The sequence below is a fragment of the Nonomuraea sp. NPDC049378 genome (assembly GCF_055586745.1).
Map to the genome: position 1 here is coordinate 105998 of NZ_JBVJHP010000007.1, position 26873 is coordinate 132870.

23 protein-coding genes are annotated in these 26873 nt (G+C 72.9%); 12 read left to right on the top strand and 11 right to left on the bottom strand.

Going from position 1 to position 26873, the window contains the following annotated elements; all coding sequences use genetic code 11:
- From ACZ6SA_RS16830 to ACZ6SA_RS16855, 6 genes are all read right to left on the bottom strand, one after another.
- On the bottom strand, window positions 1–1074 hold a 1074-nt coding region (locus tag ACZ6SA_RS16830), incomplete at its 3' end, for a glycoside hydrolase family 3 protein (RefSeq protein WP_465828752.1).
- Window positions 1075–1580: 506 nt separating this feature from the next.
- On the bottom strand, window positions 1581–2363 hold the full coding sequence (locus ACZ6SA_RS16835) for a SigB/SigF/SigG family RNA polymerase sigma factor (protein ID WP_347644365.1): 783 nt from the start codon (window positions 2361–2363) through the stop codon (window positions 1581–1583).
- A 170-nt stretch (window positions 2364–2533) separates the two neighbouring features.
- Window positions 2534–4156 carry a heparinase II/III domain-containing protein gene (locus ACZ6SA_RS16840; protein ID WP_347644366.1) on the bottom strand — a complete coding sequence of 541 codons (1623 nt, stop codon included), beginning with the start codon at window positions 4154–4156 and terminating at the stop codon, window positions 2534–2536.
- Window positions 4157–4280: 124 nt separating this feature from the next.
- Window positions 4281–5276 carry a hydroxyacid dehydrogenase gene (locus ACZ6SA_RS16845; RefSeq protein ID WP_347644367.1) on the bottom strand — a complete coding sequence of 332 codons (996 nt, stop codon included), beginning with the start codon at window positions 5274–5276 and terminating at the stop codon, window positions 4281–4283.
- A gap of 8 nt (window positions 5277–5284) precedes the next feature.
- Window positions 5285–6319, bottom strand: a complete 1035-nt coding sequence (locus tag ACZ6SA_RS16850; protein ID WP_443156939.1) for a LacI family DNA-binding transcriptional regulator — start codon at window positions 6317–6319, stop codon at window positions 5285–5287.
- Window positions 6316–6498 (bottom strand): hypothetical protein, encoded by a 183-nt coding sequence (locus ACZ6SA_RS16855; RefSeq protein WP_465828755.1) that lies wholly within the window; start codon window positions 6496–6498, stop codon window positions 6316–6318. The genes ACZ6SA_RS16850 and ACZ6SA_RS16855 overlap by 4 nt, the downstream gene beginning before the upstream one ends.
- A 219-nt stretch (window positions 6499–6717) precedes the next feature.
- Between ACZ6SA_RS16855 and ACZ6SA_RS16860 the strand changes: the two genes are divergently transcribed.
- From ACZ6SA_RS16860 to ACZ6SA_RS16900, 9 genes are all read left to right on the top strand, one after another.
- On the top strand, window positions 6718–8001 hold the full coding sequence (locus ACZ6SA_RS16860) for an ABC transporter substrate-binding protein (protein ID WP_465828757.1): 1284 nt from the start codon (window positions 6718–6720) through the stop codon (window positions 7999–8001).
- The gene (locus ACZ6SA_RS16865; RefSeq protein WP_465828759.1) at window positions 7998–8975 is read left to right on the top strand and encodes a carbohydrate ABC transporter permease; all 978 of its coding nucleotides are present in this window, start codon (window positions 7998–8000) and stop codon (window positions 8973–8975) included. Before ACZ6SA_RS16860 ends, ACZ6SA_RS16865 begins: the two co-directional genes overlap by 4 nt.
- Window positions 8972–9793, top strand: a complete 822-nt coding sequence (locus ACZ6SA_RS16870) for a carbohydrate ABC transporter permease (RefSeq protein ID WP_465828761.1) — start codon at window positions 8972–8974, stop codon at window positions 9791–9793. The genes ACZ6SA_RS16865 and ACZ6SA_RS16870 overlap by 4 nt, the downstream gene beginning before the upstream one ends.
- Window positions 9794–9870: 77 nt before the next feature.
- On the top strand, window positions 9871–10863 hold the full coding sequence (locus tag ACZ6SA_RS16875) for a hypothetical protein (protein WP_465828763.1): 993 nt from the start codon (window positions 9871–9873) through the stop codon (window positions 10861–10863).
- Window positions 10864–10917: 54 nt separating this feature from the next.
- A complete protein-coding gene (locus tag ACZ6SA_RS16880) occupies window positions 10918–11862 on the top strand; it encodes a cucumopine synthase-related protein (protein WP_347644374.1) in 945 nt (314 codons plus the stop codon).
- A complete protein-coding gene (locus tag ACZ6SA_RS16885; protein ID WP_347644375.1) occupies window positions 11859–12953 on the top strand; it encodes an NAD(P)/FAD-dependent oxidoreductase in 1095 nt (364 codons plus the stop codon). The genes ACZ6SA_RS16880 and ACZ6SA_RS16885 overlap by 4 nt, the downstream gene beginning before the upstream one ends.
- A 2-nt stretch (window positions 12954–12955) precedes the next feature.
- Window positions 12956–14176: a cytochrome P450 family protein gene (locus ACZ6SA_RS16890; RefSeq protein WP_465828766.1), complete on the top strand. Its 1221-nt coding sequence runs from the start codon at window positions 12956–12958 to the stop codon at window positions 14174–14176.
- Window positions 14177–14453: 277 nt separating this feature from the next.
- Window positions 14454–15680 carry a mannose-6-phosphate isomerase, class I gene (gene manA, locus ACZ6SA_RS16895; protein ID WP_465828768.1) on the top strand — a complete coding sequence of 409 codons (1227 nt, stop codon included), beginning with the start codon at window positions 14454–14456 and terminating at the stop codon, window positions 15678–15680.
- A 59-nt stretch (window positions 15681–15739) separates the two neighbouring features.
- A complete protein-coding gene (locus tag ACZ6SA_RS16900) occupies window positions 15740–18028 on the top strand; it encodes an ATP-binding protein (protein ID WP_465828769.1) in 2289 nt (762 codons plus the stop codon).
- A gap of 293 nt (window positions 18029–18321) precedes the next feature.
- Here ACZ6SA_RS16900 and ACZ6SA_RS16905 read toward each other — a convergent pair whose 3' ends face one another.
- Together ACZ6SA_RS16905 and ACZ6SA_RS16910 are read right to left on the bottom strand one after the other, a co-directional pair.
- The gene (locus ACZ6SA_RS16905) at window positions 18322–18459 is read right to left on the bottom strand and encodes a hypothetical protein (protein WP_465828771.1); all 138 of its coding nucleotides are present in this window, start codon (window positions 18457–18459) and stop codon (window positions 18322–18324) included.
- A 300-nt stretch (window positions 18460–18759) separates the two neighbouring features.
- A complete protein-coding gene (locus ACZ6SA_RS16910; RefSeq protein WP_465828772.1) occupies window positions 18760–20337 on the bottom strand; it encodes an FAD-dependent oxidoreductase in 1578 nt (525 codons plus the stop codon).
- Window positions 20338–20427: 90 nt separating this feature from the next.
- Here ACZ6SA_RS16910 and ACZ6SA_RS16915 point away from each other — a divergent pair, with 90 nt between their 5' ends.
- Window positions 20428–21027 (top strand): helix-turn-helix domain-containing protein, encoded by a 600-nt coding sequence (locus ACZ6SA_RS16915; RefSeq protein ID WP_465828774.1) that lies wholly within the window; start codon window positions 20428–20430, stop codon window positions 21025–21027.
- A 28-nt stretch (window positions 21028–21055) separates the two neighbouring features.
- On the opposite strand, the gene ACZ6SA_RS16920 is transcribed toward ACZ6SA_RS16915, so the two are convergent.
- Together ACZ6SA_RS16920 and ACZ6SA_RS16925 are read right to left on the bottom strand one after the other, a co-directional pair.
- Complete coding sequence (locus tag ACZ6SA_RS16920) at window positions 21056–22540, bottom strand: hypothetical protein (protein WP_465828776.1); 1485 nt, start codon at window positions 22538–22540, stop codon at window positions 21056–21058.
- 231 nt (window positions 22541–22771) lie between these two features.
- Entirely contained in the window at window positions 22772–23407 is a 636-nt protein-coding gene (locus tag ACZ6SA_RS16925; RefSeq protein ID WP_347644384.1) for an Rv1733c family protein, read from the bottom strand.
- 280 nt (window positions 23408–23687) lie between these two features.
- On the opposite strand from ACZ6SA_RS16925, the gene ACZ6SA_RS16930 reads away from it, so the two are divergent.
- Entirely contained in the window at window positions 23688–24722 is a 1035-nt protein-coding gene (locus ACZ6SA_RS16930; RefSeq protein ID WP_347644385.1) for a TIGR04222 domain-containing membrane protein, read from the top strand.
- A 142-nt stretch (window positions 24723–24864) separates the two neighbouring features.
- Window positions 24865–25782 (top strand): LLM class F420-dependent oxidoreductase, encoded by a 918-nt coding sequence (locus ACZ6SA_RS16935; RefSeq protein WP_465828778.1) that lies wholly within the window; start codon window positions 24865–24867, stop codon window positions 25780–25782.
- Window positions 25783–25844: 62 nt separating this feature from the next.
- Here ACZ6SA_RS16935 and ACZ6SA_RS16940 read toward each other — a convergent pair whose 3' ends face one another.
- A complete protein-coding gene (locus ACZ6SA_RS16940; RefSeq protein WP_347644387.1) occupies window positions 25845–26714 on the bottom strand; it encodes an LLM class F420-dependent oxidoreductase in 870 nt (289 codons plus the stop codon).
- Between the last annotated feature and the right edge of the window lie 159 nt (window positions 26715–26873).

Below are 26873 nucleotides of genomic sequence, written 5' to 3' on the forward strand. Positions count from 1 at the left end.
GCGGTCGACGAGCTTCTCGTCGACCGCGCCCGCCTTCACCGCCTCGATCAGCGGCTCGCCGAAGGTGTCGACGGTGGGCAGTTCGACGTCGATGCCGGCGCGCAGGGCGAGCCCGGCCGCCTCCGCGGCGTCGGCGGCCACGCCGTGCAGCTTCTGCAGGAACCGGATCGCGAAGTAGTCGGCGACGACCGTGCCGGTGAAGCCCCACTCGTCGCGCAGCAGCCCGGTCAGCAGGCCGTCGTCGGCCGCCACGGGAACGCCGTCGATCTCGGCGTAGGAGTTCATCACCGACCGGGCGCCGCCCAGGCGCAGCGCCATCTCGAACGGCGGCAGGACGACGTCGGCCAGTTCCCTGCGTCCCATCGGCACGGGGGCGAGGTTGCGCCCGCCGCGCGAGGCGGAGTAGCCGGCGAAGTGCTTGAGCGTGGCGACGACGCCGGCGCCCTCCAGCCCGCGCACGTAGGCCGCTCCGATGGTGCCGACCAGGTAGGGGTCCTCGCTGACGGTCTCCTCGGTACGGCCCCAGCGGTAGTCGCGGGTCACGTCGAGCACCGGCGCCAGGCCCTGGTGCACGCCGGCCGCCCGCAGGGAGCGTCCGATCCGCCCGGCCATCTCCTCGACCAGCCCGGGGTCGAACGTCGCGCCCCAGCTCAGCGGCGCCGGGTAGACGGTCGCCCGCCAGGCGGCGAACCCGGTCAGGCACTCCTCGTGCACCTGGGCCGGGATGCCGAACCGGCTGGTCGCCACGATCTCGGCCTGGGAGGCGGCCAGGGACCGGGCGCCGGCGACGGGGTCGACGGGCGCGGTGCCGTACGGCCTGGTCAGCTGGCCGAGCCCGTGGCGGATGACGGTGCTCCACTCGGGCCCGCCCGCCATCTCGGTCTGGTGCGGGGCGACGCCCTCTCCCGAAGCGCCGGCGCCGACCCACACCCCGACCAGCTGGGCGACCTTCTCCTCCAGCGTCATGAGCGGGATGAGGGCCTCGGCTCGCTCGCCGGGGGACAGCCCTGGGTCCCGCCATCGCGTGCTGTCGTCCGGCGTGGGGGACGTGTCGATCGCTCCTTGGCCCGTCATGCCATCCCTTCGGGCTTCCCACGGCAACATGCCACGCATATTGCGGTATGTGAAGCCGAAACTTTCAAGGAAAAATGCTTAATATTGCGGCAACATAAGGGGCCTCGCGGAAAACTGTCAAGAGTGTCGTCAACTGCTATGTTGCAGATCTGACCGGCCCATGAGGCCCGAGGTCACCGGCTTTGCCGGACGTTGTGCGGCAATAACTTTCCTGAAACTTTCGGAGCAACGTGAGGGTGCCGTGACATGGACACATCCGGACGCATCGATCAGGGAGAACCGTACTGCGAATGCCGCGATCACCGTCACCCCCGGACGGCGTTCCGCTGCCGGATCGGGATGTGACCGCCGGCCCGGCGCGAGCACCGGCTCGGGCCGGGCGGCTCTTCCGGAGGTTCGCGGAGAGCGCGGGCGGCTGCGTCCTCGGCCGTCATCCCGCGCGCGACATGACTCCGCCCACCGGCACGGGCATGAGCACGGGCGGCCGGTGGGCGGAAGCGGGGCGGTCAGTCCTGCAGGGCGGTGCGCAGCTTGGTGAGCACGGCGCGCAGGATGCGGGAGACGTGCATCTGCGAGATGCCGAACTCCGTGGCGATCTCCGACTGGGTCATGTTGCCGTAGAACCGCATCAGCAGGATGTTGCGCTCACGGTCGGGGAGCGCGTCGATGAGCGGCTTGATGGCGTGCTTGCCGAGCATGTTGTCGAGCGAGTCGTCCTGCGCGGGCAGGAAGTCCCCCAGGTCGGCCGCGTCGTCCTCGCCGCCGACCGGCGCGTCCAGCGACAGGGTGCTGTAGGCGGCGGACGCGTCGAGCGCGAGCAGCACGTCCTCCTCCGAGATGCCCATCTTGCCGGCCAGCTCGGCGACCGTGGGGGCGCGACCGAGGGTCTGGGTGAGCTCGCTGGTCACCTTGTTCAGCTCCAGGCGGCGCTCCTGGTAGACCCGCGGCACCCGGATCGCCCACGTGCGGTCGCGGAAGTGCCGCTTCACCTCGCCGACCATCGTGATCATCGCGTAGCCGCGGAAGTCGTGCCCCAGGGTGGGGTCGAATCCGTTGATGGCCTTCATCAGGCCCACGTACGCGGCCTGGCGCAGGTCCTCCATCGGCTCGCCGCGGTAGCGGTAGCGGCGGGTGACCTCGCCCACCAGAGCGTCGTACATGGCCACGACCCGCTCACGGATCCGTACCTTGCGCAGCTCCGGCGTCTCGGGCCGGTTCATCTCGGTGAGCAGCTGCTCGGCGGTCATCTCTTCGAGTGTGATCTCCAGGACGGCCATCTGATGCTCCAAAGGTCAGATCATGGCGGCCCCTGCAGACGCGAAAAAGCCCAGGCAGAGGCACGCCACGTATAACGCGTGGGTCGAAGCCCTCTGCTGGACTTCTGGATCAGAGTATTCCCCATTCGGGGGCATTAATCAACATATCGCGCTACAGATTCGCTCCTTTGCTCCAGCGACCGTCAACGCACGGTGAAGACGAAGGTATGCGGGCCGGACGGGACGGCGGCGGTCAGGCGCACGCGGTGCACCGTCTCCGGCACGCCGTCATGGCCGCGTACCTCCAGCTCCTCCGCCTGGGCCCGCCACGGGGGCGGGACCTCCAGCACCACCGGCCCCCAGCCGACGGAGCCGTGGCCCACCTCGGGGCGCAGGCGGGAGACGAACAGCTCCGCCACCGGGCGGTCGCCGCCCGCGAAGGCGAAGGTGTCGGTGAGCTCCAGCCGCCCCGGCCGCCAGGCGAAGGCGCGGGTGAAGCGGATGAGCCGGGGCGCGTCGTAGGCGGCCGTCAGGTCCAGCGTCCAGTCCACGGTGTCGTGGCCGGCCGCGTACCGGACGGTCTCGGCGCGGCGGTCACGGCCGGGGCGCTGCCCGTTGCCGTCGATCAGCGGGATCGAGTGCCACTCCGCCGAGGCCTGCGGCACCGCGTAGCGGCCCGCGCCGAAGTAGTCGCGCGTGTACTCGGGGGCGCCCAGGTCGTCCAGCACCGTCCTGCCGTGGACGTGGAGGACGAAGTGGCCCAGGTCGAGATGGTTGTGCGGCTCGTCGTTGTGGCCGCCCTTGGCGGCGAAGGCCGTGCCACCCGCCCTGGCGACCACGATCGCGGCGTCCGGCAGGCGGTCGCACGGCGCCGGCGGGGTGCGCGGCGCCCGTGTCGCCCGTGCCGCCCACCACAGGGTGCGGCTCAGGTGGGCCCAGCGGTAGCAGGGGTCGTCGTGGAACGACGGCTCCCGCCCCTGCGGAACGGGCACGCCCAGGCGTCCGGCCAGGCGCTCCAGCAGACCGGCCGGGTAGGCGCCCGTGCCGGAGGAGTCGGCGAAGGCCGGGCGCGCGCCGCCGCCCAGGTCGATCCTGGCGGGGTAGGCGGCCATCTCGCGTACGTGGGGGTCGTCCAGCAGGTCCCTGCCCGTGCGCTCGCGCAGCGCCTCGGCGAAATAGACGAAGTAGCCGAAGCCGTAGGACCAGTAGTCGGGCCCCTCCAGGCAGGCGCCGTCCGGGCCCGCGCCCGCCAGGAACGACTCCAGGGCCCGCTCCAGGCGGGGCAGCAGGGCCGGCAGGTGCTCGGAGTCCAGCGCCAGCGCCGCCATCCCGGCCGCGCCCGCGCAGACGGCCGCCCAGTTGTGCCCGGCCGACTCCCACCACAGGGGAGGCGCCTCCTCCCGGAGCGGGCGCAGGACCCTGCGCTCCACCTCCTCGCGCACCCGGGCCCGCACCCGCGGGTCGAGGTGCTCGCCGAGCAGGCCCACCGCCTCCGCCAGGGCATGGCCGGTCTCGGCGGCGAACAGGTCGACGAACGCGTTGACCGGGCGGTCTCGCGGCTCGTGGGCCGGCAGCACCCAGGTGTGCTCGTCGCACACCGACCACAGCAGGTCGTCCAGCGCCGGGTCGGGGCGATCGTCCAGGTGCGCGGCAAGCATGAGGGCGGCCAGGCGGCGACGGCGCTCGAAGTAGACCCGCTCGTAGGCCTGGCGGTCGCCGGTGTCCGCGTAGCGGCGCCACAGGGCGAAGGTCAGGGCGGGGAGGGGCTCCGTACGCGCCCTGGCGGCCTCCTCCCGCGCCTGCCGCACCAGCGCGTCCGGGCTCATCGGCCCCTCCCCCGCGTCCGCCGCACCAGCGCCTCCCGGCTCATCCGCTCCTCCCCTGCCGTGCGGAATCCCGTACGGCCCGCCCCGGACCCTCCGCGTGCGCGGGAGACCCGCCGCGGCGGCATCAGGCGATGCGGTGCAGGTCGGCAGGGCGGACGGCGCCACGCAGCGGGCGGCCGCGGGCGAGGCGTTCCACCTCCGCCACCGCGAACTCCCCCAGCCGCCGCAGCTCCCGGCCCCTCGCCCCGCTGATGTGCGGGGTCACCAGGACGTTGGGCAGGGCGAGCAGCGGGTGGCCCGGGGGCAGCGGCTCGGGGTCGGTCACGTCGAGGACGGCGCCGATGCGGCCACCCGCGCAGTGGCGTACCAGGGCGTCGGTGTCGACGAGGGCGCCGCGGGCGGTGTTGACGAGCACCGCCCCGTCGCGCAGGAGCGACAGCCGCCGGTCGTCGAGCAGGCCGCGCGTCTGCGGCAGCTCGGGCGCGTGCACGGTGAGGAGCTCGGCGCGCCGGCACAGCTCGTCGAGGGGGACGAGGCCCGCGCCCAGCGCGGCGGCCTCCTCAGGGCTCGCGTACGGATCGCTGAGCAGGATGTCCGCGCCGTGGGCGCGCAGCCGTCCGATGACCAGCCGGCCCACCCGCGAGGCGCCGACGACCCCGACCACCGCGCCGGCCAGCCCGCCGCGCTCCCCCGGCGTGGCCACGCCCGGCAGCGCGTCGCCCGACCAGCCGCCGGCGGCGTACGCGCGGGCGCGGACGAACGCCTGCTTGGCCGCCAGCACCAGCATCGCCAGCGTGAAGTCGGCCACGGGCACCGCGTTGGCCTGCGCGGCCGAGGAGACGACGATGCCCCGGTCGAACACCTCCGCCGTCAGATGGCCCTTGACGCTGCCCGCCGCGTGCACGACCGCGCGCAGCCGGGGCGCGGCGGCCAGCACGCCGGCGTCGATGCGCGGGCAGCCCCAGCCGGTGATCAGGATGTCGGCGTCGAGTGGCCCGTCGAAACGGTCGATGACGCGGTCGTGCACCCGGGCCACCAGCGACAACCGGCGCCGCAGGTCCGGCGGGAAGAGCTCGGGCAGCAGCGGCGGCCGCAGGGCGAAGGCCGCGAGCGGGCTCATCGGGAAGGTCACCGCGGGCCGAGCGGCCGGACCGAGCCGCGTACCACGATGTGGGTGCCGAGGATCAACGGGCCGGCGCCCACCCGGCCGAGCGCGAGCCGCACGGCGGCCCGGCCGAGCTCGTCGTGCGGCAGGTGCACGGTCGTCAGGCGCAGGTCCTGCGCCGGCGGGACGTCGTCGTAGCCGACGATCGAGATGTCCTCGGGGACGCGCAGCCCGTGCTCGTCCAGCGCCTGGATGGCCCCGGCGGCGACCAGGTCGTTGCCGGCGAAGACGGCGGTGAAGCCGGGCGGCCCCTCGGCAAGGCGGCGTTTCATCGCGTCGTAGCCGGCCTCCCGCGAGAACTCCGCCTCGACCTCCAGCGCCGGGTCGGCGGGCACGCCGTGCTCGGCCAGCGCGCTGCGGTAGCCGGCCACCCTGCTCTCGGAGGTGGTGTGGCCGGGCCGCAGCCCGAGGTAGAGGATGCTGCGGTGACCGGCCGAGAGCAGGTGGGCGGTCACGGCGTGGGCGCCGCCGGTGTTGTCGTAGCCGACGACCAGGGCCGGCACCCCCTCACCCAGCGGCGGGCGGCCGCACAACACCAGGCGCGAGCCCGCGGCCGCCAGCGCGTGCGCGTACTCCGTCATCCGCTTGCGGTAGTCGTCGTCCAGGATCACGCTGCCGACCAGGATGACGGCCTCGGCCCGATGCTCGCGCAGGAGCCGCACGATCGACAGCTCGCGGCCGGGGTCGCCGCCGGTGGTGCAGATGAGCGACAGCCGGCCCTCGAGCGCCGCCTGCTCCTCCACGCCCTGGGCGATGTAGGCGTAGTAGGGCATGGCCACGCTGTCGACGACGATCGCGATGGCGCCGGGGCGGGCCGCCGACAGGGCCCTGGCGTGGGCGTTGGGGACGTAGTCGAGCTCGCGCACGGCCCTGACGACCTTGTTGCGGGTGGCGGCCAGCACGGGGTAGTCGCCGGCGAGCACCCGGGAGACGGTGGCCACGGACACCCCGGCCCGCCTGGCCACGTCACGGATGGTGACCCGGCCGGACGGGGTCACGTGGCCTCCCCGGTGCGGAGAGCCGCGGTGACGGCGGCCCCAGTGACGGGCCCGGTGACGGGCCCGGTGACGGGCCCGGTGACGGGCCCGGTGACGCCGACGCCGGGCGCGCGCGGCGCCACCCGCTCCCGGGCCTGGCCGGTGCACGCGCGGGCGGCCCGATCGGGCGGCAGTCTCACGGCGAACCTCCAGACGGGTAACCGGTTACATGGCTGATGCCCGCGACGCTAAGAGATCCACCACGGTCCGTCAAGGCCAGCTCCAGCAGCTTTGTAACAAAAAGTTAACAGCGCATTGACGCCACCTGCCGACGCGTCTAGCGTCCGCCTCACGACGTCAGAAGTAACCGGTTACCTCGCATCGGCACCGATCTCATTCCCCCACGAGAGGTGGCCTCGATGGACAGACCACTCACCCGCCGCGGACTGCTCAAAGGATCCGTGCTCTTCGTCGCCGGCGCCGCCGTCTCCGCATGTGGCGGCGACCCGCTGGCCAAGACCAAGACCCCGCCCGCCACCGGCAACGCCAAGATCACCCTCAACCACTGGTACCACGAGTACGGCGAGGAGGGCACCCAGCAGGCGGCCCTGCGCTACGCCGCCGACTTCACCAAGGCCAACCCCGACATCGCGGTCAAGGTGTCGTGGATCCCCGGCGACTACGCCACCAAGTGGACGGCCGCCGTCCTGACCCCCGACGGCCCCGACGTCTACGAGGTGAACGACGTCGGCCCCAACATGGTCAAGGCCGGGCAGGTCACACCGCTCGACGACGTGCTCGGCGCGGAGAAGTCCGACTTCGACCCCAAGGTGCTGGCGCCGTACACGTGGGGCGGCAAGGTCTACGCCGTGCCCATGGTCGTGGACCCGATGCTGGTGTTCTACCGCAAGTCGCTGTTCCAGAAGGCCGGGGTGGCCGTGCCGACGAGCTTCGCCGAGTTCGCCGCGGCGGCCAGGAAGCTGACCACGGGCAGGCAGAAGGGCCTGTTCGTCGGCAACGACGGCATCGGCGACCTGGGGATGCTGGTGCCCTGGTCGAACGGCAACCTGCTGGTCGACGACCGGAAGATCATCTACGACGACCCGAAGGTGGTCGAGGCGCTGACCGCGCTCAAGGACCTGTACGACAGCAAGGTGACCCTGCAGGGTTACTCGACCGACTGGTGGGACCCCGGCGCGCTGATCACCGGAGCGGCGGCCATGCAGTGGGTCGGCATGTGGGCCGTCCCCGGCATGACCGCCGAGCTGGGCGACGACTTCGCCTCCTTCCCGCTGCCGGCCTTCGGCCCCAGCGGCCGGCAGGTGGTCAACATGGGCGGCTGGGTGCAGGTCGTCAACGGCAAGAGCGCCCACCTGGAGGCGGCCACGAAGTACGTGCGCTGGTTGTGGGTGGAGAACACCGCCGCGCAGACCGACTGGAACCTCGGCTACGGCTTCCACATCCCGCCCCGCACCAGCGCCGCGAACGCGGCGGACAAGCTCAGGACCGGTCCGGCCCAGGCGGTGATGGAGGCCGCGAACACGCACGGGGTCAAGCAGCCCGCCCTGTGGACCCCCGAGGTGGAACAGCCCTACACCGACGCGGTCACCGCCATCGTCAAGAAGGGCGCCGACCCGGCCAGGACGCTGGCGGAGGCGGCCAAGCGGTCCCAGGACATCCTGGACAAGGTGCCCGCGCTATGACGACGACGGCCGCGCGCCCCCGCGCCGGCGGGCCCCACCGCGCCCGCGCGCGGTGGGCCTCCAGGTGGCCGGCCTGGCGCGCGTTCGTGCTGCTCACGCTGCCGATGGTGGCCGGGCTCCTGCTGTTCAAGTACGTGGCCATCGGCTGGGGCCTGCTGCTCAGCTTCAACGACGCGCGCGGCACGATCAGCCTCGGCTCGTGGAACGGCCTGGACAACTACCGGCGGCTGCTCGGCGACCCCGCCTTCACCAGATCGCTGGTCACCATCCTGGTGTTCACGCTGTTCATCGTCCCGGTGACGTTCGCGCTGGCGCTGGGCCTGGCGGTGCTGGTCAACCGGCTGCGCGGCGGCCGGGCGTTCTTCAGGACCACGTTCTTCATCCCGGCGGCCGTCTCGTACGTGGTCGGCGCGCTCGTGTGGAAGATGAGCCTGTTCAGCGGCACGCCGTCGGGCGTGGCCAACAGCCTGGCCTACCTGCTCGGCCACGAGGACTCGATCGGCTGGGTGGCGACCGTGGACCCGCCGCTGTACTGGATCGTGCTGGTCACGGTCCGGCTGTGGCTGCAGACGGGCTTCTACATGATCCTTTTCCTGGCGGGCATCCAGCAGATCCCCGCCCAGCTGTACGAAGCGGCGCGGGTGGACGGCGCGCACACCGAAGGGCAGCTGTTCCGGCACATCACCTGGCCGATGCTGCGCAACACGTCGGTCGCGGTGACGCTGCTGCTGATCATCAACGCGTTCCAGGCGTTCGACGAGTTCTACAACATCCTGGCCTCCAACCTGTCGGGGCTGGGCGGCGCGGACGGCAGGACACCGCTGATCTACCTGTTCCAGACGGCGCTCGGCGAGCAGAACTACGGCGCAGGATCGGCGGGGGCGTTCGTCGTCACCCTGCTGATCGTGGTGTTCACGCTGCTGCAGGGCCGCTTCGCCGGGTTCGGCAGGACCGCCGAGGAGGAGGGGCGATGAGGAGACGGCATCCGGGCTCCTACGCGGCGGCGATCGTCTTCGCGGTGCCGTTCCTGCTGCCGTTCTACCTGCTGATCCGCAACGCGCTCATGACCAGGCGGGAACTGGGCTCGCTCGAATGGCGCTGGTGGCCCGAGGAGATCAGCTTCCAGGGCTTCGCCGACGCCTTCGGCAACGAGGCGGTGCCGCTGGCGCACGCCCTGGTGAACTCCACGCTCATCGCGACGATCTCCGCGCCGCTGTCGACGCTGCTCGCGTCGATGGCCGGGTACGCGCTGGCCCGCATCCCCGTGGCGGCGTCCAGGCCGGTGTTCTTCTTCATCATCGCCACGATGATGGTGCCGGGCGCGGCCACGTTCATCCCGACGTTCGTCGTGGTCGGCTCGATGGGCGGGGTCAACACCCTGTGGGGGCTGATCGCGCCCGGCCTGTTCAGCGCGTTCGCCGTGCTGCTGTTCCGCGGCTTCTACCTGCGTTTCCCGCGCGAGCTGGAGGACGCGGGCCGGGTGGACGGCCTGGGCTTCCTCGGCCTGTACGCCCGGCTGGCGCTGCCGAACTCCGGCGCCCTGTTCGCCTCGCTCGGCATCCTGTCCTTCATCGAGCACTGGAACGCCTTCCTGTGGCCGCTGGTCATCGGCCAGGACCCGGAGTACTGGACCGTGCAGGTGGCGCTGTCCACCAACCTCAACCAGCAGGCGGTCAACCTGCCGGCGCTGTTCGCCGGCGCGCTCGTGGCGATCCTGCCCCTGGTCGCCCTCTTCCTCATCGCCCAGCGGTGGATCGTCAAGGGCGTCCTGCTCACCGGCATCAAGGGCTGAACCGGCGATCCACCAGGACGCGGCCCCGCCCGGAATGGCCTCGCGGGCGGGGCGCGGCCTTGGTTACATTTGCGTACGTGTCGGAACCTCTTGAAGTGGTGTGCGACGAGTCCGGCGCGGAGGGCGAGAAGCTCGTCGGCGGCAACACCGACGTGTTCGCCCACGCCGCCGTCCTGATCAGCCGGCGGGCGGCGGAAGAGTGCATCGGCGAGCTGCGCGAGAGGGCGCCCACCCCGGCCAGCCAGTACGCGGCCGCCCACGTCCTGCGCGACAAGCACCGGGCCACGCTCAGGTGGCTGCTCGGCCCGTCGGGTCCGCTGCTCGGCCGCGCCCACGTCTTCCTGGCCGACAAACCCTTCCTCGCCGTACGCAAGATCGTCGCCCTGCTCGACGCGGGCCACCCGCCGGGCATCGACCTCGACCTCGGCCAGCTCTCCGCGGCCAGGGCGCTCACGCTCCACCGCGAGGGCCCGCGCGCGTTCGGGGCCGCGCGGTGGACGTCCTTCCTCGACTCCTTCAACTACCTGCTTCGCGCCAAGAACGGCCAGGGCGTCACCATGTCCGCCGACGACGCCTTCCTCCTGGTGGACGAGCTGCGCGGACCCGGGCCCGCGGGCGAGATCATGGAGCTGCTGTGGCAGGCCAGGCCGCGGGTGGCCGCCTTCAGGGAGCGGCTGCTGGAGGCCCCGCACGTCTTCCCCGCCCTCGACCCGCTGATCCCGGCCATCGTGCGGGCCGTGGAGTTCTGGCACCGCGGCGGCGAACCGGTCCGGATCGTGCACGACCGGCAGACCACCCTCACCGACGAGCGCGTCGCCCAGCTGCGGGAGATCCTCGACGGCCGGCTCGCCGGGCTGCGGCTGGCCGAGTCGTCCCTCGACGTCCGGGTCCAGGTCGCCGACGTCATCGTGGGCGTGGCCCGCAGGATCGCCGAGGACGAGCTGGCGGGGCGGGGCGATCCGGTGCTCACCGCGCTGTTGCGGCCGTACGTCGACGAGCGCTCGATCTGGAGCGACGCCCGGATCTGGGCGCCGCTGGGGCAGCACCCAGATGCGGTCATGTCCGGGTAAATACCCTGACCACGCCCTGTTTCGCCACAAAATGCGACGATACAGTGACGTACTGTGAACGAGACTAAGCGTGTGGAAATAACCTGGCCCAGCCTCGGCATCACCGTGGCGGCCCAACTCGACGAGCGCAACCCCGCCCTGGCCCAATGCCTGTGGGACGCGCTCCCCTACCGCAGCCTGCAAGGACACGCCCTGGTCGCGGGATACCACCTCTACCACGTGGCCCCGGTCCACTCGCTGCTGCACGCCCCCGCGGAATACCGCGTGGACCGCCGCACCGTGCCCGACGGCACCCTGTTCTGCTCGCGCCTGCAGCACCTGGGCATCAAGTACGGCGAGCTCACCGAGCCCATGACCGCCACCCCCGTCGGCCAGGTCGCCGAAGAGGACCTCGACGCCCTCACCCAGGCCGGCCACGAGGTCTGGAACGCCGTCTACACCACCAAGGAACCCGTCATCGCCGAAGTGCGCCGCGCCGGCGGGGACGGCGGCCACGTCCTGCCCCGGCTGCCCATCGGCGACCCGCAGCTCAACGAACTCGTCAAGGACGTCCACGCCGAGACCCAGCGCATCTGGCTCGACCCGCCCCGCGAGCTCGTCGACCTCCACGAGGGCCGCATCCCCTCCGGCGCAGGCAGCTACGAGACCGTCCTGACCACGCTCCTGTTCGTCAACGGCGAGACCCGCCCGCTCGGCTACAGCTGCTACGGCGGCCTCGTCCGCGCCGCCCTCGACGGCATGCCCATGCCGTGGCTGCGCCAGATGACCCGCCAGCTCGCCGCCACACCCGCCGAGTTCCTCGGCTACTGCGGCCTCGACACCCTGTGGGACTTCACCCAGCGCCTCCTGTCGGGCCTGGAGCGCCTCGACAGCCACGAGGACTTCATCTCCGTCATGGCCCACATGGCGCTCTACTGCAACTGCCTGGGCGGCTGGAACCTGCACCTGTTCCCCTGGCAGGCCGGCGAGAGCCTGCGCGCCGTACGGGAGCCGGTGTGAACGGCGGCTCCCGGGTGGTGGTGGTCGGCGGCGGCGTCATCGGCCTGTCGATCGCCTACCACCTGGCCGAAGCCGGCGTCGACGTCACCCTGCTCGAACGCGGCACGCTCGGCTCCGGCGCCTCCCGCGCCACCGCCGACGTGGTCCGCTCCTACTTCGCCGGCAACCCCGTCAGCTCCGCGCTGGCCGTACGCAGCCTGCAGGCCTACCACGCCTTCCCTGACCGGCCCGGCACCGACCTGCCCCTGCGGCAGGTCGGCTACTTGATCCTGTTCACCGAGCCCGAGCAGCTGTCCGCCTTCCAGGCCGACCTGCCCGCCCAGCACGCCGCCGGCGTCGACGTCCGCCTCATCACCGCCGAGGAGGCACGGGAGCTCAACCCCCTCGTCGGCGACGACACGCCGCTGCTGGCCGCCGCGTACTCGCCGCAGGCCTACATCTCCGACACCACGGCCATCGTCACCGCCTACGCGCAGGCGGCCGAGAAGGCCGGCGCCGTGCTGCGTACCGGCTGCCCGGTCACCGGCATCGACGCGCAGGCCGGCCGCATCCGCACGGCCAGCGGCGAGATCGGCGCCGACGCGATCATCTGCGCCGCCGGCGCCTGGTCGGCCTCGCTCGTCCGCTGCGCGGGCGTCGACCTGCCGCTCACCGAGCCCATCGAGCAGGAGCTGCTCACCACCGACCCGCTGCCGCCCGGCACGCCCGACGTCCCGGTCACCCTGCACGCCGCCACCGGCCTGCTCATCAGGGTCCGCGACGACCGCATGCTGATCGGCATGGGCTACCCGGGGCCCGACCGGGAGGCGTGGCGGCGCGAGGTCGCCGACCGGGTCGCCGACGTCTACCCGAGCCTCGCGGAGCTCGCGCTGCACACCGCCGTCACCGGCCTGCGCGACGCCAGCCCCGACCGCACCGCCTTCATCGGCCACCAGCCGGGCCCTCCGGCGTTCCTGTACGCCACCGGCTTCTCCGGCCACGGCCTGTGCAACGCGCCCGCCGCCGGCGAGCTGGTCCGCGACCTCTACCTCGACCAGGACCCCGGCTTCGACGTGACCGCGCTGGCGGTCAGCCCACGACGAACGGGATGACCATGACAGACGACCACCGCTTCATCCTCGACCCGGCCACCCCCGACCTGCACGGCGACGACGACCGGCTGCGCGCGGCCGGGCCGCTCGTCCCGGTGACCGCGGAAGGCGTGCACACCTGGGCCGCCACCCGCTACTCCACGCTGCTGGCCGTGCTGACCCACCCGGACCTGTCCAGGGAGCTGCGCTACTGGAAGGACCGCGACAGCGCCCCGCCGGGCACGGCCATCACCCGCATCGTCACCGACACCTCGATGCTCAACGCCGAAGGCGACGAACACCGCAGGCTGCGAGCCCCGCTGACCGCCGCGTTCACGCCCCGCCGGCTCAAAGGGCTGCGCCCGAGAATCGAGGAACTCACCGCCGCACTCATCGACCGGCTCGCCGCGATGCCGCCCGGCCGGCCGGTCGACATGCGCAAGGAGTTCGCCTACCCGCTGCCCCGCGACGTCATCTCCGACATGATCGGCATCCCGGCCGGGCACCAGGAGAGACTGCACGAGCTCACCGACGCCGTCGCGCAGGTCGGCGGCAGCCTCGACGACACACCCGACCTGCGCCAGGCCCTGCACGTGCTGCTCGGCCAGATCATCGACGAGCGCCGCGACAGCCCCGGCGAGGACCTCATCACCGACCTGATCACGCTGCGCGAGCAGGACGGCGGCCGGCTCTCCAACGAGGAGCTGTTCGCCACCATCGAGCTGCTGTTCATCGCCGGCCACGTCACCACGGTCAACCTCATCACCAACGCCATCGGCGCCCTGCTCCACGTGCCCGACCAGGTCGAGCTGCTGCGCGCGGGCAAATGCCCCTACAGCGCGGCCGTCGAGGAGACCCTGCGCTGGGACTCGCCGATCGCCTACTTCCCCATGCGCTACGCCCGGCGCGACGTCGAGATCGACGGCGTGCGCGTGCGCGCCGGGGAGCCCGTGCTGGCCTGCTTCGCCTCCGCTGGACGCGACCCTGACCAGTACGGCGAGGACGCCCACCTGTTCGACCTCACCGACCCGCCGGCCACTCACCTGTCCTTCGGGCACGGCCCGCACTTCTGCCTCGGCGCGCCACTGGCCCGCCTCGAGGCCGAGGTGGCGCTGTCCGCGCTCTTCGACGCGTTTCCGGAGATCGCGCCCGCCGTGCCGGCCGAGGAGCTGCGCCCGCTGGACACCCTGCTCGGCAACAGCACCCGCACCATGCCCGTCCTGCTGGGCCCGCGCGCGCGGTGACCCGCCGCAGGCCCGGTGATCCGCTCGCACGGTGACCCGCCTCGGACCCGGCGATCCGCCGGCGTCGGCCAGGCCCGCCGCCGTCGATCAGGTCGTGCGCCCTGGCGAGCCCGCCGGCCCGCCAGGTCCACCCCGGCCTCGATCGGCGCGCGGGCCGGCCGACCCGGCGGCAGGGGAAGGCGGCGGGAAAACGCGCGCCGCCCGCAACACGGCACCTGAGTGCTGACGCCCGCCGATCGCGTTCTACGCTCCAGGGACGACGATTGGAGCCGACGCCGTGCCACAGAACGACCTGCCGCCGACCGACGCGCCCATGCGCCTGGCCACCACCATCCGCCCCTACGACTGGGGCTCGGTCACCGCCCTGCCCGAGCTGTTCGGGACGGAACCCACCGGCCGGCCGCAGGCCGAACTCTGGATGGGCGCCCACCCCGGCGCCCCGTCGACCGTCGACGGCATCCCCCTCAACGACCTCATCGCCCGCGAGCCCGCCGCCACCCTCGGCGAGCGCTCCACCGCACGATTCGGGCCCGCGCTCCCCTACCTGCTGAAGGTCCTCGCCATCGAGCGGCCGCTCTCCCTCCAGGTCCACCCCACCACCGCGCAGGCCGAGGCGGGCTTCGCCGACGAGAACGCCCGCGGCGTCCCGCTCGACGACGCCACCCGCACCTACAAGGACGCCTCCCACAAGCCCGAGATGGTCTGCGCCATCACCCCCTTCCACGGGCTGTGCGGGTTCCGCGACCCCGCCGGCACCGCCGACCTGCTCGACCGCCTGTGCCTGCCGGACCTGCGGCCCTGGATCGGCACGCTCCGCTCCGGCGAGCCGGAGACCGCCCTGCGCACGGTGTTCGCCCAGATGCTCGACGACGCGTCCCGGCCGCTGCGCGCCCAGGTCGAGCGCGCCCTGCTCGACCTCGGCCCCGGCAGCGGCACCGGCGCCGGCGCCGGCTCCGGCGGCGACGACCTCGCTCCCTACGCCGGCATCGCCCGCGCATGCCCCGGTGACCCCGGCATCGTGGCCGCACTCCTCCTCCACCACGTCGACCTGCTCCCCGGCCAGGCGCTCTACCTCGGCGCCGGGGTGCCCCACGCCTACCTCGGCGGCATCGGCGTGGAGATCATGGCCAACTCCGACAACGTGCTGCGCTGCGGCCTCACCACCAAGCACGTCGACGTCCCCGAACTCATGCGCGTCGTCGACTTCACGCCGGCCGCCCCGCACGTCGTCCCTCCCGGGCACGACACCGCCGGCGAGCACCGCTACCGGCCGCCCGCCCCCGAGTTCGCGCTCACCCGCTACGACCTGACCGGCCAGGCCGCCCACACCCTGCCCGGCGGCGTACCGCGGATCGTGCTCTGCGTCGACGGCGAGAGCCGCCTCGGAGAGGGCCTCACGTTGCGCCCCGGGCAGTCGGCCTTCGTGCCGGCCGCCGCGCCGCCGGTGCGGCTTTCCGGCAAGGGCACCGTGTACGGTGCCGAGCCCGGCGCCTTTACAATGTAGATTTCCAGGCGTCTGGGCCCGCGGGCGGCCGGGCTTGACCTGTCACGTTACTGTGGGACATGGCCACGAAACGGCCCGACGGCAACCTGCCGCTCGAACTGACCAGCTTTGTCGGCCGCCGCCACGAGCTCGCCCAGGCGCGGCGGCTCATGACCCAGGCCCGCATGCTGACATTGACCGGCGCCGGCGGTGTGGGCAAGACGAGGCTCGCGCTGCGCGTCGCGGCCGACGTGCGCCGGGCGTTCCGTGACGGCGTGTGGCTGGTCGACATCGCCCCCCTGAGCGACGGCGAGTCACTCGCCCCCGCCGTCCTCGACGCCCTGGGATTCCTCGACGAATCCCCGCAGCGGCCCGACTCCGGCCTGGTGGAACTCCTGGAGTCGAGGCAGCTGCTCCTGCTGCTGGACAACTGCGAGCACATGCCCATGGCGGCGGCCGTACTCGCCGGCAAGCTGCTGGGCGCGGCCCCTGGGCTGCGGATCCTCGCGACCAGCCGTGAGGCTCTCGGCGTGGAGGGCGAGTGCGTGTTCACGGTGCCGCCGCTCGCCCTGCCCGGGCACGGCCGGTCCACGGCGTCCGACGAGGCGTTGACCCTGTTCGCCGAGCGGGCGGCGGCCGTCCAGCCGGACTTCGCCCTCGGCGACGACAACGAGCCGGCGGCCGAGCTGTGCCGGCGGCTGGACGGCGTTCCGCTGGCCATCGAGCTCGCCGCGGCGCGGGTGCGGGTGCTGTCCGTGGCCCAGATCCTCGACCGCCTGGACGACCGGTTCCGGCTCCTCGTGAACCGGCGGCACACCACCGTCCCCCGGCACCGGACGCTGCGCGCGGCGATCGACTGGAGCTACGACCTGTGCGACCCCGCCGAGCGCGCCCTGTGGGCCCGGTTGTCGGTGTTTCCCGGCGAGTTCGGCCTGGAAGCCGCCGAGCAGGTCTGCTCCGGCGGCGAGATCGCCACGGAGGAGGTGTTCGACCTGCTCGTCGGTCTGCTCGACAAGTCGATCCTGACGCGCTCCGAGCGCGCCGGGCGCGCCCGATATCGTTTCCTCGACAACATCCGTGCATACGGCCATGCCATCCTCGTGGACTCCGGCGAGGAGCCGGAGCTGCGCCGGCGGCACCGCGACTATTTTCTGGGCCTGGCGCGGCGGGCACGGGACGAGTGGTTCGGCCCCGACCAGGCGCGGTGGGTCACCAGGCTCCAGCACGAGAAGGACGACCTCAGGACGGCGCTGGAGTTCAGCCTCGGCGAGCCCGGCGAGGCGCACGCGGCGCTGGAGATGGTCACCTCGCTGTGGAACTACTGGCTCTTCGCCGCGGGTTCCTTCGGCGAGGGCCGCCGCCTGCTGACCCGGGCCCTCGAAGCGGCTCCCGAGGCCACCCCGGTCCGCGCCGACGCGCTGTGGGTGGCCGCCTGGTTCGCGCTCAGACAGGGTGACGTGGACGCCGCCCTGCCCCTGCTCAGCGAGTGCCACGATCTCGCGCGGCGGCTGGACCATCCGGGCGCGCTGACCTGTGCCACCCACTTCTCGGGGCTGGCCGCCCACCTGAAGGGCGAGCACCGCGAGGCGCTCGCGCTCCTGCTGGAGGCGCGCGAGCGCTACCTGGCCGACGATGATCAGGCGGGCGGGTGGATGACCCTGTTCCACCTGGCGATCGTCCACTCGGCGCTGGGCGACCGTGACCAGGCCGCGTCCTCGGCGGGTGAGTGCCTGGCGATGTGCGAGGGCCTCAGCGCCTACCTGTCCAGGTCCAACGCGCTGTGGGTGGCGGGCCTTTCGCACTGGTTCCAGGGGGCGCACGACCGGGCGGCGGCGCTGGTCAAGAAAGGGCTCGACGTCATGCGCCGCCACGACGACCGGTGGGGCGTCGCCGAGAGCCTGGAGGTGCTGGCCTGGATCGAGGCGGCGCACGGCCGGGAGGAGCGGGCGGCCACCCTGTTCGGCGCCGCGGGCATGGTGTGGCGCTCGATCGGCACGGTGACGCCCGGGCTGCGGCCCTTCACCGACTTCCACAACATCTGCCAGACGCGGGTGCGCGGCGCCCTGGGCGCGAGCGCGTACATGAGCGCCTTCCAGCGAGGCGCCGGCCTGTCCCTCGACCAGGCCGTCGACTACGCGCTCGACGTCGACCGCGGCTCCTCGGCCGAACGCCCGCGGCCCTCCGTCCTCACGCCTCGCGAGCAGGAGGTCGCCGAACTGGTCGCCCAGGGGCTGAGCAACAAGGAGATCGCCGCGAGGCTGGTCATCGCGCAGCGCACCGCCGAAGGGCACGTCGAGCACATCTTGACCAAGCTGTCCCTCTCCTCCCGGGTGCAGATCGCGACATGGTTCACCACCCACGGCCGCTAGAACGACGACGCCGTGCTCAGGCGTTGGGGCAGCGGGCCGGGGCGGTGCCGTAGGCGTACTGGAGGAAGTCGACCAGGACGGCGGGCCAGGAGCCCCTGTCGTGGCCGTGCGAGCGCGTCGTTGCCCAGGCCGGTCAGGCAGGTGTGGAAGGCGCCGGCCCGGGAGCCGAGAATGGACTCGTTGACGCTCCTGGCCTTGGTGTTCTCCGGCGAGGTGGTGCTGTGCGGCCCGAACAGGGTGTCCAGCCGGTTGAGCAGCTGCTCCTGCTGGTCACGGACGAGGACGCCGTCCCTCTACGTGGTCACCCGGTATTTGCCCAGGTCGAGGAGGGTGATCGCGGCTCCCGACTGCCACATCGAGTCGGACACCGTGCGCTGGGCCAGCTTGGCCCGCCAGCCCGCACGCAGCTCGAACCCGTCGGCATGGGACACCACCTCCGCACGGAACGGCCCCAGGGACGGAGCCGGGGGACGGAGCCGGGGGACGGGGCCGGGGGACGGAGCCGGGGGACGGGGCCGGGGGACGGGGCCGGGGGACGGGGCCGGGGGACGGAGCCGGGGGACGGAGCCGGGGGACGGAGCCGGGGGACGGAGCCGGGGGACGGAGCCGGGGGACGGAGCCGGGGGACGGAGCCGGGGGACGGGGCCGGGGGACGGGGCCGGGGGACGGGGCCGGGGGACGGGGCCGCGCGATCAGAAGATCAGGGATCAGCGACCCCGTCAACGACGGCCCTAGGGAAGGCGGCGGATCTTCAGCACGTTGTCGGTGCGGGTGCCCGGCCGGCCCTCGTGGTCGTGCTGGCTGCGCTCGTACTCCTCGCTGCGCAGCACCTCCCACTCCCCCTCCGGCAGGTCGAGCGCGTCGAGCACGTCCTGCGTCGTCGGGAAGTGCACGCCGGGCATCGGGTCGTGCTCCCAGCTGGGCCAGCCGCCGTGCCCGAGGACGAGCAGCACCCCGCCGGGCGCGACGGCCGCCGCCGCGGAGCGCAGGATCTTCTCGCGCGGCAGCTCGCTCTTCGAGTGCAGGAACGAGGCCGAGACCAGGTCGTAGTGCCCGTCGGGGAACGTGCTGCCCAGGTCGTGCCGCTGCCAGTCGATGCGGTCGGCCACCTCCGCGGCCTTGGCCTGCTCGGCGCCCCGGTCGAGGGCGACGCGGGAGATGTCGGTGGCGGTCACCCGCCAGCCCCGCTCCGCGAGCCAGATCGCGTCGGCGCCCTCGCCGCATCCCAGGTCGAGCGCCCGGCCCGGCTCCAGGTCCGTGGCCTCGCGCACGAGCATGACGTTGGGCCTCCCGCTCCAGATCTGCGGGCGCTCGGTGTAGAAGGCGTCCCAGAACTCCTCCGGAGAGATCTGGCCACCCGCGTGCGCCCGTCGGACGGCGACGGCCCGGCGGGTCTCCTCGGCGATCAGGTCGGCGTTGATGGCCGCGCCCGCGCGCACACCCGCCGCCGCCGCACCGATGACCTGCTCGGGCAGGTTCGTCACGTTCCCCGCCACCCACACGCCGGGCACGCCGGTCGCGCCCGCCGGATCGGCGGGGACGTAGGTGCCGACCACGTGCCCGGCCATCTCCTGCTCGGCCGTCTCCAGCCCCAGCCCGGCGAGCAGGCCGGAGCGCGCGGTCATCCGGGTGGCGACGGCGAGGGCCCGGCGCGGCACCACCGTGCCGTTCACCCGCACGCCGCTGATCCGCCCGCCGGTCAGCTGCAGCCCGGTGACACGTCCTTCCACCACCGTGACGTCCCTGGCGACGAGCTGCTCGATCTCCTCCTCGCCGAACTCGGGCGCGGTGTGGCGGAAGAGGGTCACGTCGTCGCTCCACTGCCGCCACAGCAGGGCCTGGTGCACGGCGAGCGGGCTGGTGGCCACGACGCCGATCGCCTGGTCGCGTACCTCCCAGCCGTGGCAGTACGGGCAGTGCAGCACGTCGCGGCCCCACCGCTCGGCCAGCCCGGGCACGTCGGGCAGCTCGTCGACCAGTCCGGTGGTAACCAGCAGCCGGGCGGCCTCGACCTGCGACCCGTCGGCGAGCGCGAGCCGGAACCCCTTGCCGGTGCGCTCGGCGGTCTCGACCGTGCCCGTGACGATCTCGCCTCCGTACCCGGTCACCTCATCGCGGCCGGCCGCCAGCAGCTCGTGCGGCGGCACGCCCTCGCGCCCCAGGTAGACGTGCACACCATCGGCGGGCGCGTTGCGCGGCTCCCCCGCGTCGATCACCAGCACCCTGCGCCGCGCCCTGGCCAGCGCGAGCGCGCCGCTCAGCCCGGCGGCGCCGCCGCCGACGACGATCACGTCATATCTCGTGTCCATTGCCGCTCCTCTTGTCCGTGTGGTGCGGCCACTGTCCGCGACGAGGCGCGAGTTTGACAAATATCATTGCCGAAATGGCAAGCTGGATCCATGGAACTCGACGAAGTGCTGCAGGCGGTGGGGCCGCGGCTGCGGGCGTTGCGACAGGAGCGCGGCGTGACGCTGGCGCAGTTGTCCGCGAGCACGGGCATCTCCGTCAGCACGCTGTCGCGCCTGGAGGCCGGGCAGCGCAAGCCGACACTGGAATTGTTGCTCCTGCTGGCCACAGCCCATCAGGTGCAACTCGACGAGCTGATCGACGCGCCCGTCACCGGCGACCCGAGGGTGCACATGCGGCCGGTCAAGCTCAAGGGAGGCAGGACGTACATCCCGCTGACCCGCCGGCCGGGCGGGTTGCAGGCGTTCAAGCAGATCTACCCGCCGCACTGGCCGGGCTGCGAGCTGGAGCAGCAGGTCCATGAGGGTTACGAGTGGCTGTACGTCCTGTCGGGCCGGCTGCGCCTGCTGCTCGGGCGGCACGACGTGATCCTGACCCCGGGCGAGGCGGCCGAGTTCGACACGCGCACGCCGCACGGCTTCGCCAACCCCGACTCCGAGCCCGCCGAGGTGCTGGCCCTGTTCGGCCCGCAGGGCGAGCGCATGCACGTCAGGGCCAAGCCCGCCCCCAAAGGAGGGCGGGCCGGTCCCTAAACCGCCGCGAGGCGGCGTTCACGTACGATCAGCGAACGACGTGGATCCTGAAGTACGCGACGGTGCCGCGCGGGTCGGGGTTGAGGTGGGTGCGCTCGACGTCCGCACGGAACCGGTACCTGCCGGGGGCGACGTCGTCGGCCGCGATCCGCAGGTTGAGCTCCACCGTCTGCCCCGGGTAGATGGTGTCGATCGTGCAGGTCACCTCGCCGCTCGTCCCCTCGCAGTCGGACTCGGAGTCGGGCACCAGGCGGAACCCGCGCGGCAGCCGGACGCTGACAGGCACGTCCGCCGCGCCGCTCAGGCCGTTCATGGCGACCGTCAGCGTGGCTATGGTGCTCTCGCCCTGCTCGATCGTCCCGTCCGCCACGTCCGCGCTGATCGACAGCTGGTCGTAGACGCCCTCCGGGTCGGCCGCCTTGACGATGGCGCCGTACGAGTCGATGCCCAGCGCCGTGGCGGTGGTGCTGCCGTTGTCGCCGTTGTGCGACCGCCCGGTGGAGGTCACGCCGACGAGGCCGCTGCCCGGGGCGCGCACCATCCACGGGCCGCCGTTGTCGCCGTCGACCAGCTGGCAGTTGTGGGTGGTCAGCCCGCCGAACCGCACGTCGTGGCGGCGCGGCTCGTAGGGGCGGGCCGGGCGGGTGCGGCCCTCGCACCACATCTGGTCCTTGCCCTGGTAGGCGCGGTTCTTGTGCACGGCGGGGTAGCCGATCGTGTTGACCCTGAAGTAGCCCCCCTGGTTGCGCAGCACGGTGTAGCCGCCCACCCGGTCCTGCAACGTCTGGTCGGTGTAGATGTTCTCGACCTCCACCAGCGCGACGTCGTACGGCGAGTTGGCGCCCCCGCCCTCGTGGCCGGTGTAGGCGCTCGGCTTCCACGCGCGCACCGCCCCCCAGCGGCTGTACGGCTCCCGCTCTTTCCGCCCGTCGTAGGCGGGCACGAACAGCAGGTAGCGATGCCAGCCGTGGTGCCGCGGATCCTGGCGGTACCCCCCTTCGTGGTGGTCGCCGGGCTCGCCGTACACGCACTGCGCGGCGGTGACGATCAGCGACTCGTCGCGCGAGCGCACCACGGCCGCGGTGCAGGACCTGAGCTTGTCGTGGGCGTCGACGAAGAACAGCCGGCCGGCCGCGCGCGTGTGCGGGAGCTTGCTGTACGGGCGCCGGACCTTGGCGTAGCCGTTGCTGTCACCGCCGGGCGTCAGCCGCTGGGACGACGGGACGCCGGTGACCCGGGCCGCGCCCTCGCCGTGGTACGGCGTCAGCTCGGTCTCCGGCAGGGGCGCGCCGAGCGCGGCCGCCATGCGGGCGGGCGTCCAGAAGTCGCTCGACCGGTGGGCGTCCATCTCCGGCGACTTGTCCGCGCCGTGCGGCCACCGCGGGCGCGTGTCCGCCGGCCCCGCCACGGGTGCAGCGGCCCTGCCGGCCCCCGACGCGGCGGCCACCGGCACCATGAGGCCGGTCATGGCCAGGGCGGCGGCCGTCGTGATCGGGATGGTCCGTGATCTCATCTGTCCCCCTGAACAGGCGATGACTGAAAATGACGGGGAAACTGTAAGTCATCGTCCTGGCACCCTCCGTGCATGTCGGCGCATGTCCACCACACCCGCGCCGGTTACGGAGGTTGCGCGCTGCCTGGCGTGTCGGCACCCGACGGCCAAAGCAGGAAATATCATGATGCGCACCGACCGCGCGGAATCATCCGTTACGGGCGATGTCACGTGTGGGCGATGGGGATGCGCCTACGAGCGGCGGCGCCGCCGCTCGTCGACCAGCGACCAGGCGTCCTCCCACGCGCGGTACCGGCCGCGGTTCACCAGCCACCGGAACCCCGCCAGGGCCGTCAGCACCGCCGCCACCGCGGCCAGCATGACGAGCATCCCCGTCACCACGCCGGTGACGTGGATCTCCACCGCGGTCGGCGGCGGGAGTGCCGGCCGGCCGGTCTCGTCGACCCAGATCCGCACCGTCGTGCCCGCCTTGGCCATGGCGGGCCCGCGTACCTGACCGGTGTGCTCCTGCCCGGAGGGCATGGTCCACCGCGCCTGGACCGGGCCGCCCCTGGGCACCGAGCCGAGCGACGTCGGGCTGACGGGCACGTCCGCCAGCAGCGTCGCGTTCACCTGCAACCGCCCGCCGGCGCCCGCGTTCGCCGCGCTCTGGTACGCCTGCCGCCCCGCCGTCACCGCGGGCCACGCGCTGAGCAGCACCAGCAACACGGCGACCAGCAGCGCGAGACTCTCCAGGCGGTCGGATCGGCGGCGCAGCGGGTTGCGGTCGAACCGGTATCTCCGCACTTGTCGCATCACCGAGTCGCGCATCACGAACACCCCCTGACGGCACTCTCCGGGTGTCGCCATCATGTCCGGCAGAGGCATGGGTCCCTCATAGGTCCCTGCCCGCCCGAGCCCCGCCGTATCAGGATATTGCCTGGTTAAACCCCTCATGGGCGCACGCCACCCGCAAGCCCCGCGTTCCACGCCGGTACGGGTCGCGGCCAGGCCGGCGCCGCACGGTGATCAGCGGATCGCGGGCGCGCTCGCGGCGCTTCTGCTCGTTCTGCTCATTCGCCGGGGAACCGCCGGCCGGACGGGGAACGTCTTCCAAGCACAGGGGGCCGCCTGCGTTTCATCATTTCTCTGCTCAAGGGGAGACACAATGGACGGGGTTTCCTACGCGATCGCCATCTCGCTGGTCGCACTCATCGCCCTCGCCGCGGCACGTACACACCTGGCGTTGTCCGCCGCCCGATCCAGGACGGCGCCGGCCACAGGCTCTCCACTCGACCTCTACCAGGCGGCCTATCTCGCGGGCGGGCCGCGCCGGGTGATCAACACGGCGCTGGTGTCGCTGGTCGCCCAGGGCGGGGTCCGGGTGTCCAGCGAGGGGGTCGTCACGCCGGTGCAGGGCTTCCGGCCGAGCAAGCGGGCCCGGATCGAGCGAGCGGTATACCGGCAGGTCAAGGGCGGGATGGGCGGATCCACCGCGGCCGAGGTACGCCACGGCGCCGGCGACGCCGAAGCGATGCGATGGTTGTCCGCCCCCCTGCTGCGGCGGGGCTACCTGATGCCGCCGGCCGCCCGGGTGAGGGCACGGCGGCGTACCGGCCTGCTGGTCGTCCTCGCCGCGCTGGCGGTGCTCGCGGCCGCGGTGGGGACGGCTCTGCACGGCCCCGTGGGCGCGGTCGCGATCGCGGTCGTGGCCGCCGTGGCCGGGCTCGGCTGCTCCTTCCTGCTCCGCCGCCGGCTGGCCGACCCGCTCACCAGGTCCGGACGGGCGGCGCTGGAGCGGGCGGACGTCCGGGCCCTCGCGGACGGCTCGTGGCAGAGTTCCGACGACATCAGCGAGGTGGCGTTGCACGGGTTGACGAAGCTGCCCGACCGGCGGCTCGCCGACACGCTGCGCCGCGACACCCGGACCAGGACCCGATCGCGCGCCGCGTGCTGCGCTCCGGGACACTGCGGGTCGTACGGCAGGACGAGCATCCCAGTCCACGACGCCGCCGGCGCCTCCGGCGGAGGGTCGTGCGGTGGCGGCTTCTTCGACCTCGGCGGCCTGTTCGGCTCCGACCGCTCGGGGTCGCACTCGGGCGGCGGCTACGGCGGCGGCGACTTCAGCGGCGGCAGCAGCAGCGGCGGGGACAGCGGCGGCGGTGGTTGCGGTGGAGGCGGCTGCGGCGGGGGCGGCACGTGACAGAGACGGCGCGTCAGGCGGCGCGGGCCGGGCGGGTGACAAAGACGACGGCAAGTCATGAAGCGGGCCTTGCGCTACGCCGACGTTACGCCACATATCGTGGTGGCCTGGGTGACAGGTGACGACCAAGGTGGTGACTGCGATGCCGGAGGCGAGCATCGACGTGGCGGCGCTGAAGCGGCGCATGGGGCGGGTAGGCGTCTGGAACGCCACGCTGACCGGCGAGCCCGCCGTGGTCGAGCGGGACGCCGCCGGCGAGATCGAGAGCCTGGGCTTCGGCACGCTGTGGTTCGGTGAGACCCCGGCGGGCAAGGAGTCGCTGGTCCATGCGGGGCTGCTGCTCGACGCGACCCAGAGCATGATGATCGCCACCGGGATCGCCAGCATCTGGGCCCGCGACGCCACCGCCGCCGCGAACGGCGCGAGCGCGCTCGCCGAGGCGTACGGCGGGCGGTTCCTGCTCGGCCTGGGCGTGAGCCACGCGCCCGCCGTGGAGATGCGCGGTCATGACTACAGCAGGCCGGTGTCGGCGATGCGCGACTACCTCGACGCCATGGACTCGGCGAAATACGGCGGCCCGCTGCCCGCGCCGGCGCCGCGGGTGCTGGCCGCGCTCCGCCCCCGGATGCTGGAGCTGTCCGCCCAGCGCACGCAGGGGGCGCACCCCTATTTCGTCCCCGTGGAGCACACCACGCGCGCCCGTGCCGTTCTCGGCCCCGATCCCGTGCTGGCACCGGAGCAGACGGTCGTGCTGGACACCGATCCGGTACGGGCGCGGCAGACCGCCCGCCGCTTCATGTCGCTCTACCTCGGCCTGCCGAACTACGTGAACAACCTGCTCGACCTGGGCTGGAGCGAGGACGACGTCACCGGTGGCGGCAGCGACGCGCTGGTCGACGCCATCGTGGCCTGGGGCGACCCGGAGGCGATCATCGAGAGGGTGCGCGACCACCTCGACGCGGGCGCCGACCATGTCTGCGTCCAGCCGCTCGCCGCCACGACCGAAGACCTGCTGGAGCACCTGCGCGTCCTGGTCGGCGCCGGCCTCGCCTCGATCTGACCCTGCCGTTCGACCGTGCCCGCTCGACCGGTGAGCCCTGCCCCGCCTCGCTCCGACCCGGCTCAGCTCTCGCGCAGCCCGAGTGCGACCGAGGCGGTCGCCAGGGCGGCGATGTGCTCGTCGACGGAGCTCAGCCCCGCTTTCATGGTGTTGACGGCCAGGTGCGTGGCACCGGCCTCGCGCCACCGGCCCGCCAGCGCGCCCAGCTCGTCGGCGTCGCCCGTCCAGCTGACGCGCCCCTCCATGCCGATGGCGGAGGGGTCGCGTCCGGCCTGCGAGGCGGCCTCCTCGACGATGGCCCTCGCCTCGTCCAGCCGCGGTCCGGGAGACATCTGCGGGAACCACCCGTCGGCCAGCCGGCCGGCGCGGCGGTAGGCCGGAGGCGACTGCGCCCCGAACCAGACGGGGATCGGCCTGCTCACCGGCAGCGGCGCGAGGCCCGCCCCGGTCACCCGGTCGAAGCTGCCCTCGAACGTGACCGACTGCTCGCTCCACAACCGGCGCATCAGCCCGACCTGCTCCTCGATTCGCCTGCCCCGGGTGGCGAAGTCCTGGCCCAGGGCTTCGTACTCGACCTGGTTCCAGCCGAGCCCCACGCCGAACCGGAAGCGGCCGCCGGTGAGCAGGTCGACCTCCGCCGCCTGCTTGGCCGCCAGGACCGTCTGCCGCTGGGGCAGGATGACGATGCCGGTGACCAGTTCCAGCCTGGTCAGCGCGGCGAGATAGCCGAACAGGACCAGGGGTTCGTGAAAGGTGCTCCGCACGTCGTAGGGGCCTTCCCAGCCCTGGTGGACCGCCGGGTCGGCGCCGACCACGTGGTCGAAGGCCATCACGTGCCGGAATCCGAGCTCCTCGGCCGCTTGCCCGTAGGCGCGCACCGCGCCCACGTCCGCGCCGATCTCGTTCTGCGGAAATACGACACCGATTCGCATCTATGGCTCCCGTTCGACACGAGACGTCTTTCGACCATCATCGCGTGCGCGGTGGCGGGGGGGGCGCGGGGGGGGGGGGGGGGGGGGGGGGGGGGGGGGGGGGGCCCGGCGCCCCCCCCCCCCCCGTGTTTTTTTCTGCCTGTTTCCTCTCCTTTTCTG